Source organism: Allomuricauda ruestringensis DSM 13258, assembly GCF_000224085.1.
In the GTDB taxonomy this organism is placed as follows: domain Bacteria; phylum Bacteroidota; class Bacteroidia; order Flavobacteriales; family Flavobacteriaceae; genus Flagellimonas; species Flagellimonas ruestringensis.
The window spans coordinates 2,746,427-2,763,125 of record NC_015945.1 but is presented as its reverse complement, the minus strand read 5'-3'; the positions used below and the strand labels follow the sequence as shown (position 1 = coordinate 2,763,125).

Sequence of the window (16,699 nt, the reverse complement as noted above, 5' to 3'; positions counted from 1 at the left end):
ATGTAAGCACTTATTTTAATTGAACGGCGGGCAATATGTATTTGTTTACAATTGAAAAAGGACGGTCTTCCATGTCCGGAAATAAGTTATAGTTGCCCCCTGTCATGGTAATGGTCATTTCAATTTCAGGAATTATGATAAGAAATTGGCCTCCATTGCCCCAAGCTTCAATGGTTTTCATCTGTTTCCCACCTACTTCGCGTTCCAGCAGCCTCCACAAATACCCATAATCTGAATTTTTGGGCCAACTTCCTTTTATATGGGGTGTCGTGGATTTCTTGATCCAGGATTCCGAAATCAAGGGTTCTCCGTTCCATGCCCCCTTGTTGAGCACCAACAATCCGAATTTGGTAAAGTCGATGGGCCGCATATAAAATGAGCCTGCCAAATATCCTCTCCCTTGTGGCGATGTGAGCATTTGAAAGTTATAGATTTCCATGGGCAACAATAGTTCCTCATAAAAGAAAAGAGGAAGATAGGTGTCCACCGATTTCTGAATGACCTCGGTCAAAAGGTTGCTGCCTCCAGAGGAGTATTCGTAAACGGTTCCTGTCTCGTGCTCCATGGGGAGGTTGAGTTTGTACCCCACCCAGTCATCGTGCTCCCATTGCATTTTATCTTCATCCTCCAATTGTAAGCCCGTACTCATGGTCAATGCATGATGGACGGTAATGTTTTTCTTCTGGCCATCGTTGATGTCATATTCAGGATAGTAGTCCAAAATGACATTTTCTACCTTGAGCTCATGGTTTAGCATCATTGCCTTGCCCACCACCAAGGATGCCAAGGATTTAAAAGCGGACCGTACATCATGAAGGTATTCCCTATTATAACCGTGAAAATATTCTTCAAACACAAGTTTTCCATTCTTTGTGATCAGAATACTATGGATGTGCTCCAGGTTCTTGTTGTTCTTTGGGTCCATGAGGTCCAAAAGCGACTTATTGATGCCGACATCTTCCAAAGAAGCTGTTTGCATGGTGGAATCGGGAGCCTTGGGAATCTCATACACATAGTTTTCATGGGGCGATCTTGGCAAATAGCCTTCCAGTTGATCGTCGTTGAGTTTTTCCAACTGAATTTCCCTTTTCCCCCCAGCATTGCCATACGTAAGGGATATATTCCTTTTCTCTGTATTGTACTCAGCCGAAATCCCGAATCGGTCGTTCGTAATGTTGAAGTCGATATGGTTTCCTTCGATCAAAACCTCATCGATGGTAAAATGCAGCTCCCTATTTTCCTTGTTACTCTGAATATTGGCCTGTACCGCACCTGCGGAATCTTTATAAAACTCCAAATAGACAAGGTAATCAGTGTCAATTATTTCCGGTTTATGGATTTTGGCGGTCCATTGCTTCCCTTTTTTTTGAAAATTGAGGCTTTGTGCCCATAGATCATGGGTAAGCATTCCATGCAAAGTCTTTTCATTCTGGGTCAGAAAAGCATCAAAACGGAAACCTGAGGAATCCTTGAAATTTAAATCTGTTCCTTTTTTGATGATATAGTGAACGGTTTCCTTGCCCTTCGAGTACAAGCGGGCTTCGGTGGGATCACTTGCAGGTGACAAGATTAAAGAATCGTACTTTGATTCGGTCTGGAACAACAATCCAGACCATACCCCAATGAGTTCATTAGTTTCAAATTGTGCCTTTTTTGGGGAACAAAAGGAGAACAGTACGGCCAGTAATGGTATGATATAACATATTTTGATCATAATGAATATTTGATGGTTGGATGTAGTTTTTGATAAAAATCACACCTGCAATCCAATAGGCTTCAATTTTCAATTCAGTGTTGATAAACCTCCCGTATCTCAGAAAACTCGGGTTTCTGTTTTATCCATTTCATCCGATCTTCCTGTGTATATCCCGCGATAAAGCCGAGCGATACTCATCTTGTTAGTAGGGGCATTCTGGAATATAAACTAGGACGGTAAGGGACGCCATAAAACCCACAACCTGGTGACGGTCACGTTACCCACCATTGGGTTGACATTGATTCCTAAAGAAAATACATGTAATACGTTAAAATAATGGCCGACATATTGTACACCCCATGCGCCACCATGGAAGCCGTAAGGCGTTTGGTCCAAATGAACAATACCGTATAAAGAATGGTGGGCACCAAAATATCAAACCAATCCAAGGCAGTACGCGGCATATGGCCCAAAGCAAATATCAAGATGGACAAAACTGCCGAAAACCAGAGCCCCGTTTTTGGATTCTTGAAAGTTTCCTTTAACACATTGATAAAATAACCCCTATTAAAAAGCTCTTCGGTAATACCGCCGCCGATAACTCCCAGCGCAACAAAAGATAAAGTCCCCACTAAACTGCCGTCATACATTTCCAACATTCCTTTAATGTCCATCCTGTTGATACCCCCCGTATTGGGAATGATAAAAACAAATTGAAGAAAGGTCCATAAGCCGCCAGACAGAAGGCCCAATAGAATGTCCTTTCCGAAATTTTCGAACCTAAGGCCAATAGCACTGAACTTCTTCTTAAGGATTTTGAGGGAAGCATAGAGCAGGACCATAATGGATATCAATTGGAAAAGGCCCATAAAAAGCAAGTTTATACCGATTTTACCCCCATTCATTTTGGTAACTCCAAAAAATACATCGGGAATTATAAAAAGCAGATACCCCAAAACAATGGTTACTATAAAAACAATTAATGTCTTTGTTTTCCCTACCTTGTCCCGATGGGCATGTTCATCCAGTTCTTTCATATCATGTTGTTTTTTGATTATAAGGCTAGCCTTGATTGATGAATTATTACAGCTCGTGGAGAGTCGACGAATGCCTAACACCACAACTTGCTTCAAAAATAGAATTCTGAATGTAGTTTTATCGATCACGCGTTAACAAATCGTTATCATGATTGAAAAAATATTTAGTTACAGAACCAATCCCTGCTGTGCATCGATTAAGCTCAAGTATTTTGTCAAAGGAAGGTCTAAAACCGCGTATTTCATATCACATTCGCTTATCCTTGCTCCCTTTGTCGAAGGCTACCAAATTAAACAGCTCCCGCATTCGAGAACGAACCCGGTTACCATAGCGTTCTTCCAACTCCGCTGCATTGAGGTTGGTGGTAGCATGGGTCTTTCGCTTATGATTGATGAAAAGCTCGTGTCGGGATAGCATAATTTCACCAATTACATTGCAGTCCTTCCCAAAGTATCGCCCAATAGGCTCTACTCCTAGGTCATCAAAACAGAAGAACTGGGAATTGCCAAAATCCTCAATGGTTTTATAGCCGATATGGTTAAACCCAAACACGATGTTCCGGCAAGGGACGACCTCATATGGCCTTTGGTGGGGGACGATATGTTTCATCAGTTTCATGAGACTGGTCTTGCCACAACCTACCGGTCCAGAGAGTAAGAGTCCTTTATTGATGTCAATCCCCATTTGGGTACAACGGGCCTTGTCTTGGATAAAATAAAGGCAAAGCTTGTACAGAATTTCCCGGTCTTCTCGGTGTATTTTGAACTTTTTGCCGAACAGGAGCTTTCCCTTGGCGTCGAGATAGATGAGGATTTTTTCAAAATCATATTGAATTTCTCTGCCATTCAGGGTGCCCAACGGATATTGGATGGCTCCTTCAGTGATGATATGTGGAGCATGGTATCTCACAGGGGTTCGTTGTAATTTTTTTGTTTCTTGGTTTTTAGGTTGTCCTGATATGGGACAGTGGTCTTCTGTTTGTTTCTGTTTTCCAAACCATCAAAATCCAATTTTTTGAAATTTCGTGGTTTGTTATTGTTTTTTTGGTTTTTCAAGGTTTGTATGTGTTTGTTTATAGGTACCACTGCTTGTCCACTGCTTGTCCCGATATCGGTACGGCTTGGGTCCACTGCTTGTCCAGCACTTGTCCCAAAATCGAACATCTTGATTCTACTCCCCTTAAAAGGATTGTGGGACGGGGTATAGACGATATAGCTCCAATGGTCAAGTTCCTTGATGCATCGATGATAGGTGGATTTGGAACCGATCTTGGCACACTGCATGACTTCATCCCGGTTGATAAAGAATTCCGATTTAAAGTAGTTGGTGTTCCAGAATTGGAACAAGGCTATATAAAGACTAATATGGGTGGGATTCAGCCGGCTGTCCTTGGAGAATTGTTCAAATACCCCATTGAGATGCTTGATGTAATTGACGTCTTCCAAAACTAGATACGGTTATGGACCTTATGCTTTTCCAAAACCTCAATGATCTCTTGGTAATCATAGTACAACACCCCGCCTATTTTTGAAAAGGGCAAGGTACCGTTGATACGAAGGTTTTGTAATGTACCAGGAGAAATACCCAGTAGTTCTCGGACCTCATTGGATTTGAGCCATTTTTTGTTCGTTTGCTTGTTTTGGTTTTCCAATAAATCCTTGATGTCCTCCAGTAGTTCCATTTTGAACTCCATCAGGTCTTCTGTAGTAATTATGGTCGCTCCCATAGTTTCTGAGTTTTTAAAAAGAAGGACCACCGCATTACTATCATTTCATTTGATGGCCCTTCCATCGATTTGACTTTCATGGACAAAACTCGAAAAGCATTTTGGAAAAAACTCCCAAGTTGGTACCAACTTGGGAACGATTTTTTTATCCTAAAATTTGTATCGATTTAGTCCCATTTGGATTTTTGGGAGGTCCAAAAAAGCTTCAAAATCGCAAAAAAGGGGCACCAAAACCCCCGAAAACCAAAATTCCCAAGTTGGTACCAACTTGGGAAAAATCCGGGTGCTATTCTTCCAGGGATTCCATCCGCTGGTTGAGCATCTCAATAAGCCGGTCCAAGAACCGTGTCCTACTGCTTTTGCGGGAACGGATATCGATAAAGGTGTGGTAGTAATTGCCCAGGTCAACATTGTAGAAGTATTCGAAATGGGAGGCCATTTCCTTGATGTCCACGGTACCGCCGTTGATAGATTTACTGGTATGTAGCGCATAAAGGAGCTCGATGAGATCAGTCTTGCTCCCCGTCCAAAAAAGTTTTGATGGTTTTTCCATTGCTGTGTTCTTTGTAGGTTCCATATTGTTATTGAGGTCGTCCACTTCCTTTCTCAGGTATACGATGAGCATGTCATAGGCCATAATGGTGGCCACCGTTCCGTCCTGACAGGTGGAGAACTGGTCATCGATCAAAAAGTGGAAGGATTCCAAGGGCATGCGCAGGTCCCGGTTGCCCCTGACAAAATACTGCTCGTCCATGGACATCGCCCCACGTCGGTAATAATTATAGAATTCCAAGTTGTCGTTGAAGAAGGTTTGCAGTTTATCGATCTGTTGCTGTAGGTATTTTACTTGGGCCACATCCTTACCCCGTGGCCGTTTGCTCTCAATGCTAAAGAGCCTGATGTAATAAATGAGCTTGCTAAAGATCTGGGGCTTTACATGCTTAAAAAAATAAATCTCGTCGGCCTGCGTCTCAAAGCTCTTCCCCACAATCTGTTTTTGCAGTTTATGGATGCACTTCTCCACCAGTGCTATGCCCTTCTCCGCTTTGTAAAGGATATCACCGTCCCCACTTTCCAAGGCCTCCAACTGGCCCTCAAATTCCGATAGCAGTTTTTGATATTTCATTATAGGTAATCTTTAGTAGTCTCCAAAAACTTATGGTGTTCCCTCCCTTAGCCATATCATCAAGGGGAGGGCACTTTACATCAATTTCGTATTCAGGGAACTTTTCTGCTGGATATCCTTCAAATCAATCCAATCGGTACCAAATCAGTTGTACAAATTTGAACTGCTGAACGAATTGGTATCAAATCGCACGGTTTCAAACTAAACAAAATCCATAATGTTTTGTACATCAAGGACATGCTGAGGCCAAAAAAATCCCTTACAGATAGGTTTTTTTACGTTTTAGAGCCCATTTTGTTAAAAAAGCAGATTTTTCTTGTTAAAAATATTTTCAAAAATTTTTTATTTTAACCGCCCTTTTTGAAATCGCAACGGATGAAAAGAATTGTGGAAACCGAATGGACCACCATGTGGTTGGAAAATGATATCCTCTTTTTTGTTTGGAAAGAGGGCATCTCCATTGACCTTTCTGGAGCCAAAAAAACGGTGGCCCGTCGCATGCTCCTGCAACAGGGAAAGCCCTACCGCATCCTTTGCAACATCAATGGGGTCAGGCATATCGAGAAGGAAGCCTGGCACTTTTTATCTGGAGAAGGTGCCGAACTGGTCGAGGAACTGGTCCTGGTAGCGGCCACGCCCCTAGAGCGGGTGTTCTCCAAATATATTTCGACCCGACTGCGTTCGGCGCCCATCAAAGTGTTCCCCGACATGGAAACGGCCCGCAAGTACCTGATGCAGCATCGATAGGTAGGTGTATACCGTTTCCGATCATTTTACAGATGTAAGACAAGGAAACGATTATGGACAGCCTGGAAAACAAAAAGCGATTGGAGGATATCTACACCCAATTGGTACATATTGCCAATGGAAACTTCTCCTACCAGATCGAACGGACGGACAAAAACGATGCACTGGAGGCCCTGACTTTTTTGGTCAACTCGACCACCGAGGAACTCAGGGACGCCTTTCTGCACCAGGGCTTTATCAAACTTCCCAATTCCTACGATATGGTAGTTCAATTGTTCTTTGAACTGGACACCAAAGGTCATATCGTCAGGATAAACCCTACAGTCGAAACATTATTGAACCATAAGGAAGGGGCCTTGATCGGGCGTCCCTTTGTGCAGCTCTTGGCCAAGGACTCCCAAAAGGGATGGAAAAAACTGCTGAATTCCTCCTCAAAAGATCGGGTTTGGGAACTGACCCTACGGTTGACCTTTACCGAACAATCGGGGCTCCAGCTCCCCGCCCATTGCAAGGTCATTTATTTCCCGGAACATGAAGGCAAAAAGGGAACTTTTAAGGTTATATCCTTTGATCTGGTCAAGAAAGAGGAGACGGATCAGGGATTCCTTCAAAAGAAACTGAAAAAGCAATTACAGTCCCATGGCCTTTTGCCAAAACCACAAAAAACACAGACCCATATCCTTCACGCCATGGACATGGAGAACCTAAGGAAGGGCAAACAATATATCATGGATAACCTCGATACGCCACTGCCCTCGATCAAAGAGCTTGCCCATATTTGCAACACCAACGAGTACAAGTTCAAAAAGGGATTCAAAGAGTTTTTCGGAATGACGGCCTTTCAATATCAAAAACATGAACGACTCAGAAAGGCCCATATCCTGATAGAGCACTCCAACAAGACCATCCTTGCCATAGCCAGGACCGTAGGTTTCAAAAAGGGCAACCACTTTGCCCGGGAATTCAGAAAAAGGTACGGATATAGTCCCTCTGTGTTGAGAAGACTGTCAAAATAATCCTTTTCAGAGCCTAAATAATCCCTTAGAGATCCTTCAGACCCCTTAATTTTACATTGTAAATCAAATGGTTACAAATAAAATGAAATGGGGTCAAAAACATAGTCATCGCATTGTCGAGACCATCAGCCTCCTGTTTGTCGTGCTGTTCATCTATGCGGCGACCAGCAAACTTTGGGATTTCGGGCAGTTCAAAGTGCAATTGGGGCAGTCCCCGGTTCTGACGGCCTATGTGGATGGGGTGGCCTGGATGGTTCCCGGTGTGGAATACCTCTTGGCCTTACTGTTATTGTTCAATGGAACAAGATTGGTGGCCTTCTATGGCAGTCTTGTCCTGATGGTGATGTTCACCACCTATATCCTATTGGTGTTGAATTTCAGTGACTATATCCCTTGTTCCTGTGGAGGCGTGCTGGAGGACTTGGGCTGGACGGAACATATTGTGTTCAACCTATTTTTTGTTGCCCTGGCCATCATCGGAATTATACTATTGGAAGCACATCCAACCCTCAAAACAAGTGTATCATGAAAAAAGGAAAAACAGCAATGAAAATTTTAGGGACCTCAAGTCTGGGCATGGGGTTGGTCATTGTTCTTTTCCTCTCCTCGGAGCGTCAAGTGCACCGCAACAATGCTTTTACCCGAAGAATCCCTCCACATGCCATTACCAAAAAATTTGACCTTGATCTAGGATTTAATTCATATTATATAGCCGGTTACGACAATAACAATATGTATTTGGGCAATGGAACAGCCCCGTTTCATGTACTCCAAATCGACTTAAAATCGCTGGACACATCACATATCAGATTATATGTAAACAATAGTGGATTACAATTTCGGAATGTTCAAATCAGCGTACTACAACCCTATTTTTTCTTATTTGATGGAACTGTTCCCATTGTCTTGAGGGGAGATCTAGGGGATTGGAGCATACAGGACTCGATAATGAGTCCCGTCTTTTTCGATAAAGCCATACCCGTTGGTAAGACCGATCTGGTATGTAGGACATTTGATACCAATTCCCAGGCCATCACCCTTGGTTCATTTCATTTCGACACAAATGCACTGGCCAACCTTAAACCAGAAATTTTGGAAAAACAGATCGACGGGGTTTTTGATGTGGATGGTGCCATGACAAGTACCCCCGACCATAGCTTGCTTCTCTATTCTTATTATTACCGAAACGAATTCATTGTACTTGATTCCCATCTCAATATCATAAAGCGACAAAACACGCTGGATACCGTCACCACCGCACAAATCGAAGTGACTTCATTGAAGGAAGGACAAATATCGGAAATGCTGGCCCCTCCTGTGATCATCAACAACAGTTCATCCCTGGAGGGTTCCCGTGCCTATATCATTTCCAACCGATTGGGCAAGTATGAGAACATGGATATACTGAACCAAGCCAGTATACTGGATGTATACGACTGGAAAAAAGGCACCTATGAGTTCAGCACATACATACACAAAACAGAACGGGAAAAGATACGGGAAATCAAAGTTGTTGACAATTTGCTCTATGCACTTGTAGGGAACCGATTATCCGTTTATGAATTACGACACTAATATGGGTCAACTGACTTACTACATAAAATTGGAGGACCCTCCAAAACCTATCGGCCGATAGCGGGAGAAGATCGAAAACCCGATAACAGAGTAGATCATCATTTAAATGTAACACGATGAGAAAATTCAAATTTTTGATTCCGGCATTCGCCATTGTATTCGCAGTGGCCGCAAGTGCCTTTACCATGAAGGACAATGCAGTCCTTGATGAGAACATGATACTTGGGGAATACTATCCAGACCCCAACGAACCCTGCCAACCCATTTCGGTTGACGATTGCTCCATTACAGGGCAGAACGTCTGCCAATTCGGTTTGGAGGACGTTTATAGGGCAGGTACCAGTTGTACCGTTCAATTGAAAAGGCAATAGGCCTTTGAAAAAGGGAGCCAAAAAAAGCTCCCTTTTATTTGCTTTGATCATCATAAACAGGTATTGATCATGTTCAAGCATGCCCGTAAATGCTCCTTTTGCTGTCCATCTTCCAACTCTGCTACTACCATTTCCATTTTTTTTTGAAGTTGCCTTAAACCAAAACGACATTCACTTTTGACATATTGGCTCGGAAAACGTTGCAATTGTTCCGTGGAAAGCCTACTTGAAGGTGATTCAGAGCGCACATGGGACGACATGGTTTCAATATAGGCCCTCTGCAATGCTTGACGTCTTGGCGAAATGTCAGCCCTGGGATCTTCCAATTCTTGGAACAAGCCTTCCTGTAACATACCGATCATTTCCCATAGTACTGCTTCATAGTGGTGATTCCCCTCCATGTGCTCCAACCTCCCCATTCGGGATACGCCCAACAGTTCCGACAATAATTGTAATTGATAGACCAATAACATATCGGAACCGCTTATTTCATCAAGCCGATATTGAAAACTGGGATGTTCCAACCATTGGGGTACCTCAAAGGCATTTTGGAGCAAAAACCTAAGGGCTTTGCGCTGTTCCTCCATGGAAATGGGCGTATATACGGCATCGGACTGAGTACCTGATCTATAATGGATCGTATAACCGCCCACTAGGGAAAGTACATGACGCATTTCATGGAACCAGAGCTCCAAGGTTTTCTTATAAAGCCGTTTCAAAAGGGCATCATCCGGTTGATCACGGTTCAACTTTGGCAATAGCCCCATCACTTTTTCCATATTCCTAAGCCCTAGTTCCGTACTTGATATGGGGTCACGATTATCCACTGCCTCATGGGTGTTCCCCGGTCCTATCCTACCATACCAATCGGCATTGAACCGATACCATGGAATACTATCATAGGCAAGGATAATGCTATCTAAAATAGGTCGCTCTTCAAGTGGGGAGGTAGCCCTAGGGAAGTTGCTATAGCCCCATTTAATTTGGAAAAGGTCCATTGGCCCTACCTTTTGTAGCAATAATGATGCAGGAATGCTATCCTCGGGCTGTGCAATATAGTTATGCCTTGCATAGTTCATAATGCTTGGCGTATGCCCCATTTTCCGGAGCCATTGCACATCCCGTATTTTCTCCATGGGGTAGGCATATTCCCCGTAATTGCCATCCATAAGCCCCAAGGCATGGCCGGTTTCATGGGATGTCACATATTGAAAAAGCTCCCCTACCAAGGATTTGGGCACGGGATATCGTTGTGCCCTTGCATCCATGGGCGCACAGCGCACCACATATTCCTCAACGAGACTGCGCACGGAGGAACTGATCAGAATATCCGCCTTAAGGATTTCTCCCCTTCGTTGGTCCACGATCATTTTCGCCGTTGACCCGCTTTCCTTTTCCGATCCACGAACCCCTGAAAAATTCTCCCATCGGATCATGGAATAGGTCACGCTGTGACCACTTGGCACTCCTTCCGGCAAGTCCCGTACCTCAATGGCATTCTTGAACCCAGCTGCTTCAAAAGGGGCCGACCATGCCAATATTCCCGCCCGGATATAGGGTTTCCAGACATCGGGAACATCAGGGTGAAAATAAAAGGTGATCGGGGCCACAGGTTCACTCAACGCCGACCTTGGGTCCTTTTTCTCCATGCGCCAACGCATGATGGCCGCCTTATAATTATCCGTTCTTTGTGCATCCCATACATCCTCCAAATAGTATCCCATCCGGTGATCGAACAACCTTGGTCGCATGGGCCGATCGGGCAACTGATAAAAACTGAAATCCACATCAATGGTCCTGAACGAAGTGCCGGAATTCTTTGTCCGTTTCGTTCGGATGATGGTCTCCCCATCCAATTTCTCCACCTTATAAATGTATGACTTTCGAAGGTCAATGCGCTCAGGGGAATCGTAGGCAAACCACTTGATATCGTTCGCCAGTACGAGTTCGGTAGCATCAATGGTCAAGGTAACCTCATTGCTTTTTTCCTTGATGACCTTGAACTTTCCCAGCACCCGTTCTTCGATCTTGTAGTCGGCATCAATGGGAATCCATTCGCCAAGGGCAGAACGCACCCGGTGTTGGGTCAGTACCACCTGTTCGCCGACTTGTGACCATCGTACCGTCAATTGCCCTTTATGATGCCTTACAAACAGCATTGGTTCTTCCATTATGGCCCTATCCAGTACCAACAAAAGCCGATTGTCCTCCAGATAGGCCCCTATACCATTATTGGCCTGCCCCCAAAGAGGGCAGGCCACCCAAAGAAGTAGCGCACTTAGGGCAAGAGCCCTATGGACAGTGCGTTTCCTTCCCGAGGCAATGGAGCTAATCCAAAACATAATCTTAATAACCTTCATTTTGAGGGGCCAGGTTTGGGTTCAACAAAAGGTCGGATTGGGGAATGGGCAAGTTGATGGCAAAAGGCTTCCATTCCGGTTTGATGGCACCTAAAATGGCATCGGCCCTAGCGGTCCGTTTCAGATCGAAAAACCGATGTCCCTGCTCCGAAAACAGTTCCACTGCCCTTTCTTTATAAATCACATCCAAAAGTGCTGTTCCGGACAGTCCCGAAATCGGGTCAAGCAATGCCCGTTGTCGGACCCGGTTCAGATAAATCAGGGCCTCAGTATCCTGGCCCAAACGTGCATAGGCCTCCGCGCCAATCAAATACAGCTCGGACAACCGGAATAAAATGGAGCATTCCTCCGTACTGGGGCTTGGGGCGTTCAACTTGTATTTATTGGTATAGTACCAGGTTTCACTGTCACCTACGACTTGGCCCACCCAGGCCTGCAAACGGCCATCCCCAGCTTCGAACCGGTTGATAAAGTCGTTGTTAAGGGCCGAGTTCGGAGGTGGACCTTCCGAAAAGACAAATGTCGACCCCTCTTTGGTATTGTTGCCCGGCAGGCCCGAATCCAACTGCCAAAGGGTTTCAGGGCTGTCCTTTTTAAAAACCTCTAGCAAATCCTTTTCCAGCCCGAACGGACCGTCCTTACCCACCTCCAGGACCTCCGTAAGGGCATTCGACCATTCTTCCCGATACAGGTAAAAGCGGGCCAAAAACGCAGTGACCGTCCAATAATTCGGTCTGTAATTGTCCGCTGCTTCCACTTGGGCCAATAATTCCTTTGCCAATCTCAAATCCTCCAAGATTAAGATGGAAAGTGGCTCCAAATCCATACGGCCTACTTTACTGTTGATGTCAAAATTGGTCGAATCGATAAAGGGTACGGGGCCGAACAGTTCCATGAGATGGAAATGTAGGAACGCCCTCAAAAAATAGGCTTCGCCCAGAAACCGATGGACATCCTCCTGTGCCAGTTCCGTGGAGTTTTGGACTCCCTCCAAAATACTGTTCGTTGCATAGATCAGTTCATAGGCCCCGTCCCAAAGCCGTTCAACACTCCCATTGGAAGGCGTTAGACGGCCATTGGCAAATTCCTGTACTTCGGGCAATACGTTGCTGTACAGGGTCAGTTCATCCGTGTAATGTCCCATTAGATAGGATAGTCCCGATACGGTCCCTGTAGTGAACACATCCTCCCTTAGTTGGGAGTGGATATGTGCAAAAGCAGCATCCACGGTGGCCGCTTTTTCGAAGACAACGCTTCCCGTGAGTTCATTGGTCGGGGGAGCTATGTCCACGAATTCCTCGCAAGACCCTAAAAAGAGCCCCATCATCAGCACGAAAAGTGAAGACCGATGGATTGTATGTATAATACCTCGTATTGTTTTATTTGTAGATGTCATAGTTGTGTGATTAAAAAGTGAAACGTGTTCCTAAGGTGACCATGCGCAGCGGGGGCACTGTTGCACTGTTCTGTGTCTCTGGGTCCAATCCCAGATAGTTGGTCCATGTCCAAAGGTTCTGCCCCCTGAGAAAAAGCATACATCCCAGACCATTATCCTTCTTGGCCACCAGGTTATAGGACAGCGACACGGTCTTTAACCTAAGAAAGGAGGCGTCTGAAATACCTGCATCACTGGAAACATAGTTCCGATAGCTCTGTCTGGCCTCTGGGGACTGGCCCGCCGTAAATCGTTGTATATCGGCATCCGGTTCGGATGGCGTCCATCGATCCAGCACCTCCTTGGGCTGATTGGCCAATCCTCCCGGGGCCACACCTCCCGTGGACCAAAAATTCCGTCCCAGTTGTTTGGAAAACTGGAACAGGGCATCGACGGTCAATTTGCCATAGGTCCATTGACTGGTGAAACCGCCAAAGTATTTGGGGTCCAAACGTGCAATGGCTTCCCGATCATCCACACTGGTGATGGCCCCGTCATTGTTAAAGTCTTCGAACACATACAATCCCGTTTCCGGGTCAACGCCATTGACTTGGTATACCTTGGCGATGTTTAGTGGTTCCCCTACTTTCAAACGATTGGCAAAGGTCGATCCTTCCAAATTGGGAAAAGACTCCAATCGGGTCTTGGGGATGGTCAGGTTAAGGGATGTTTCCCAGCTAAACCTTTCACTACGGGCAATCATGGCGTTCAGGCCAAATTCCCAGCCCTCGTTCAAAACCGTGGCATTCAAGTTGTCATTGACACTGGAGAAACCCGTGGTTGCCGGAAGGGGGATGCCGACCAATTGGTTGGAGGACGTATTGCGATAGTGGGCCGCATTCAGACGGATCCGATCTCCCAACATCCCCAATTCAAGGGCCACTTCCCGTTTTTCATTGGATTCCCAACTAAAATTGGGATTGAAAAGCCTAGTGGGGAAGATCCCAACGCTGTTCTGGTATTGGTCTATTCCAAAAGAATAGGTGTCCAAGTATTGGTAGTCCCCTATTTGATCGTTTCCGGAGGTTCCCAAACTGGCCCGAAGCTTTCCAAAACTGAGCCACGGAACATGCTCCTTGAGTAAAGGCTCCTCTGAAAAAATCCATGCGGCACCAATGGCCCCAAAATTTGAAAATCGCTTCTCAGGGCCGAATCGACTGGAACCGTCCCTTCTTCCGGTGAGGTTGAGCACATACTTTCCATTGTGGTTCACATTGACCCGACCGAAAACAGCCTGGTACCTATACTGTTGGTTTACATCGGCCAATCCGATGGTGGTACTGGCCGCCGATATGTTCTCAATAAACCTGTTGTTGGAGAAACCAAGGGCCAACTGTGACAAACGTGCCGTTCTACGATCTTGAAAGGAAAGTCCGGTCAAGACCGTAACGCTTGTATTTCCCAATGACAGCCCATATTCCAATTGGGGCTCCACGATCCATGAGGTCCTCTTCCCGGTATTGTGGATCGCGGAAGAAGACTCACTGCCAATACCAAAGGCCGGATCAAAGATGGTGGATGGGTTGGTGCGGATTTCCTTCAAATGGCTCTCGGTATATCCCAGATTGACCCTTGCCTTGAACCCATCCCACAATGTATAATCCAATGATGCATTGCTGACCATGGTCGTCGCATTGTAGCGAAATTTTCCCTGTTGCCGGGAAAGGGGATTGTTCCAAGTGGAGTTTTCCCAGTTCAAGCTGCCATCCGAATTATATAGCTCAGGTGCATTGGGTGCAAGGCTAATGGCCAAAAAGGTAATATCATTCGCGGGCAGGTCATTATTGTTCCACGTAAAATTATTGGACCATTGTAAAGAAAGCCTATCGTCCTTGGAGGTGAAGCTTACTTTACCGAGCCCTGAAATCTTTTCGTTTCGGTAATCTCCCTTAAAGACACTGGTCTGACCATGATAATTACCACTGAGCATAAAACGGGTACGCCCTTCCCCTCCAGTGATCGACGCTTGCAGATTATTGACATAGGAGGTGTTCCCGAACAGTTCTCGCTGCCAATCTGTTCGTCTGTCCGGGTCCCATGTCCCATTGATATCGTAGGCATTAAAGGGCAAGGGATCGATACCATCATTGGCATAGGCTTCCGTCCGCATCAACCGATATTCGGAGGCATTCAATACGTCCATGGTCCGGGAGGCCCGCCCAAGTCCACTTTCCAGACCGATGCTCACCCGGGTTCCGCTAAATCCTGTTTTCTTAGTGGTGATCAATACCACCCCATTGGCGCCCCGAGACCCATAAATAGCGGTCGCATCCGCATCCTTTAGGACTTCGATACTTTCTATATCCATGGGGTTGAGTGTGTTCAAGGGACTAAATCCCCGTCCCAGCAGAATTCCGGAGGCTGCTTCCTCCCCTAGGGAAGAGGAATCGTACGGGACACCGTCAACAATGTACAAGGGCTCATTGCCCAGATCCCGTACACTGTTCCTTCCCCGTATCTGAATGGAAAAACCGGACCCTGCAATACCAGAGGTCTGTACGACTTCCACCCCGGGCATTCGTCCCTGCAAAGCAGCCAAGGGATTGGAAATGGGCTGTTTTTCAATCTCTACACTGGACACCTTCTCGATACTTCCCGTGCGTTCCTTCTCGGATACGGTATAATAGCCCGCATTGAGCACGACCTCGCCCAATACCGTTACATCCTCTTCCATGGAAACAAAGACCTCTTCCCTACCCGCAATGGGCACGGTAAGCGTCTTGAAACCGACCATGGAAAAGATGAGCACATCATCAGGGCCTGCATTAATGGTAAAGGAACCATCCAGAGCGGACATGGTCCCGATATTCTTGGATTCCACCACAAGGTTCACCCCGGCCAGGGGATTCCCAGACGTATCGGTCACGGTGCCGGAAACGGTGGCCTGTGGTGGTTCCAAGAAAGTGCCCGCTTGCAGACTAAATGAAAAAAGAGGCATTAGAAAGGCATATAGGAGCACAGGCAGGATTCCCCTGCGCATGCGTATTGTTATGAGTTGCATAAATTGAGTTCTTTTAATTAAAGTGTTAGTTATTCTATACACTGCCCCATAAGTCACGGAAAAGCCGTAACTTCCAACAAGGACATCAAGGTTCGGACAAAGGCCATCCTGCCCGGGTAAATGCATACCCAGAAATAGGATTCCTAAACCAATAAAGGCCATGGTTTCGTGATCGGGCCGGTTGCCCAAAAAGTGTGTGTATTGATTGTGGGACTAAAGGATATCGTGTGCCGGAAAAAAGTGTAACGTGTATCCCACAATCGTGGCCCAAGGATTAGATGGGGTTCTTTGGCTTCTTTTTAAACAGGATATCGAACACCGAATGCGCTGCCCCAAAAACAGGACAACAACACGCTGTGAACCCCAAACAAAAAAATTGCCATAAGTTTCCCATAACCCAAATGGTTGGGCGATGCCCCGAAAGGACCAAAGAAACCAAACGCTAAGAAAAAGTTGGGCGTGGAACTCAACTTATCGGTTTGGGGCACTGGTATACCTTGCAACAATAAGAGAGCCCACGCCCGGGTCGTGAGCCATCTGCTTATTGTCTTGTTGCATAAAAATTACCAGTTTTCAAACCAAGACTCTAAGCGAAAGCTTCAAATATG

The 16,699-nt window shown here is 45.6% G+C and carries 14 protein-coding genes; 5 read left to right on the top strand and 9 right to left on the bottom strand.

The window, feature by feature from the left end:
- Positions 1 to 10: 10 nt before the first annotated feature.
- The 6 genes from MURRU_RS12395 to MURRU_RS12370 all read right to left on the bottom strand — a co-directional run bounded on the left by MURRU_RS12395 (position 11) and on the right by MURRU_RS12370 (position 5,586).
- The gene (locus MURRU_RS12395; RefSeq protein WP_014033816.1) at positions 11 to 1,714 is read right to left on the bottom strand and encodes a serine hydrolase domain-containing protein; all 1,704 of its coding nucleotides are present in this window, start codon (positions 1,712 to 1,714) and stop codon (positions 11 to 13) included.
- A gap of 287 nt (positions 1,715 to 2,001) precedes the next feature.
- Positions 2,002 to 2,733 carry a CPBP family intramembrane glutamic endopeptidase gene (locus tag MURRU_RS12390; RefSeq protein WP_014033815.1) on the bottom strand — a complete coding sequence of 244 codons (732 nt, stop codon included), beginning with the start codon at positions 2,731 to 2,733 and terminating at the stop codon, positions 2,002 to 2,004.
- A 247-nt stretch (positions 2,734 to 2,980) separates the two neighbouring features.
- Positions 2,981 to 3,643, bottom strand: a complete 663-nt coding sequence (locus tag MURRU_RS12385; RefSeq protein WP_014033814.1) for a P-loop NTPase family protein — start codon at positions 3,641 to 3,643, stop codon at positions 2,981 to 2,983.
- Positions 3,640 to 4,179, bottom strand: coding sequence for a hypothetical protein (locus tag MURRU_RS12380; protein WP_014033813.1), 540 nt, complete (start codon positions 4,177 to 4,179; stop codon positions 3,640 to 3,642). The genes MURRU_RS12385 and MURRU_RS12380 overlap by 4 nt, the downstream gene beginning before the upstream one ends.
- A 2-nt stretch (positions 4,180 to 4,181) precedes the next feature.
- Positions 4,182 to 4,460: a helix-turn-helix domain-containing protein gene (locus MURRU_RS12375; RefSeq protein WP_014033812.1), complete on the bottom strand. Its 279-nt coding sequence runs from the start codon at positions 4,458 to 4,460 to the stop codon at positions 4,182 to 4,184.
- Between the two features lie 286 nt (positions 4,461 to 4,746).
- Entirely contained in the window at positions 4,747 to 5,586 is an 840-nt protein-coding gene (locus MURRU_RS12370) for an RteC domain-containing protein (protein ID WP_014033811.1), read from the bottom strand.
- 375 nt (positions 5,587 to 5,961) lie between these two features.
- On the opposite strand from MURRU_RS12370, the gene MURRU_RS12365 reads away from it, so the two are divergent.
- The 5 genes from MURRU_RS12365 to MURRU_RS12345 all read left to right on the top strand — a co-directional run bounded on the left by MURRU_RS12365 (position 5,962) and on the right by MURRU_RS12345 (position 9,295).
- Entirely contained in the window at positions 5,962 to 6,333 is a 372-nt protein-coding gene (locus MURRU_RS12365; protein WP_014033810.1) for a DUF7793 family protein, read from the top strand.
- Between the two features lie 53 nt (positions 6,334 to 6,386).
- Complete coding sequence (locus tag MURRU_RS12360) at positions 6,387 to 7,349, top strand: helix-turn-helix domain-containing protein (protein ID WP_014033809.1); 963 nt, start codon at positions 6,387 to 6,389, stop codon at positions 7,347 to 7,349.
- A gap of 67 nt (positions 7,350 to 7,416) precedes the next feature.
- Entirely contained in the window at positions 7,417 to 7,878 is a 462-nt protein-coding gene (locus MURRU_RS12355; protein ID WP_014033808.1) for a MauE/DoxX family redox-associated membrane protein, read from the top strand.
- The gene (locus tag MURRU_RS12350; RefSeq protein ID WP_041801512.1) at positions 7,875 to 8,924 is read left to right on the top strand and encodes a hypothetical protein; all 1,050 of its coding nucleotides are present in this window, start codon (positions 7,875 to 7,877) and stop codon (positions 8,922 to 8,924) included. The genes MURRU_RS12355 and MURRU_RS12350 overlap by 4 nt, the downstream gene beginning before the upstream one ends.
- Before the next feature lie 116 nt (positions 8,925 to 9,040).
- Positions 9,041 to 9,295 carry a DUF6520 family protein gene (locus MURRU_RS12345; protein WP_014033806.1) on the top strand — a complete coding sequence of 85 codons (255 nt, stop codon included), beginning with the start codon at positions 9,041 to 9,043 and terminating at the stop codon, positions 9,293 to 9,295.
- A 50-nt stretch (positions 9,296 to 9,345) separates the two neighbouring features.
- Here MURRU_RS12345 and MURRU_RS12340 read toward each other — a convergent pair whose 3' ends face one another.
- From MURRU_RS12340 to MURRU_RS12330, 3 genes are read right to left on the bottom strand one after another with little or no spacing between them, the layout of a single operon-like run.
- Positions 9,346 to 11,655 (bottom strand): zinc-dependent metalloprotease, encoded by a 2,310-nt coding sequence (locus tag MURRU_RS12340; RefSeq protein ID WP_014033805.1) that lies wholly within the window; start codon positions 11,653 to 11,655, stop codon positions 9,346 to 9,348.
- Positions 11,642 to 13,051 (bottom strand): RagB/SusD family nutrient uptake outer membrane protein, encoded by a 1,410-nt coding sequence (locus MURRU_RS12335; RefSeq protein WP_014033804.1) that lies wholly within the window; start codon positions 13,049 to 13,051, stop codon positions 11,642 to 11,644. Before MURRU_RS12335 ends, MURRU_RS12340 begins: the two co-directional genes overlap by 14 nt.
- Before the next feature lie 10 nt (positions 13,052 to 13,061).
- Positions 13,062 to 16,091: a SusC/RagA family TonB-linked outer membrane protein gene (locus tag MURRU_RS12330; protein ID WP_014033803.1), complete on the bottom strand. Its 3,030-nt coding sequence runs from the start codon at positions 16,089 to 16,091 to the stop codon at positions 13,062 to 13,064.
- Positions 16,092 to 16,699 lie beyond the last annotated feature (608 nt).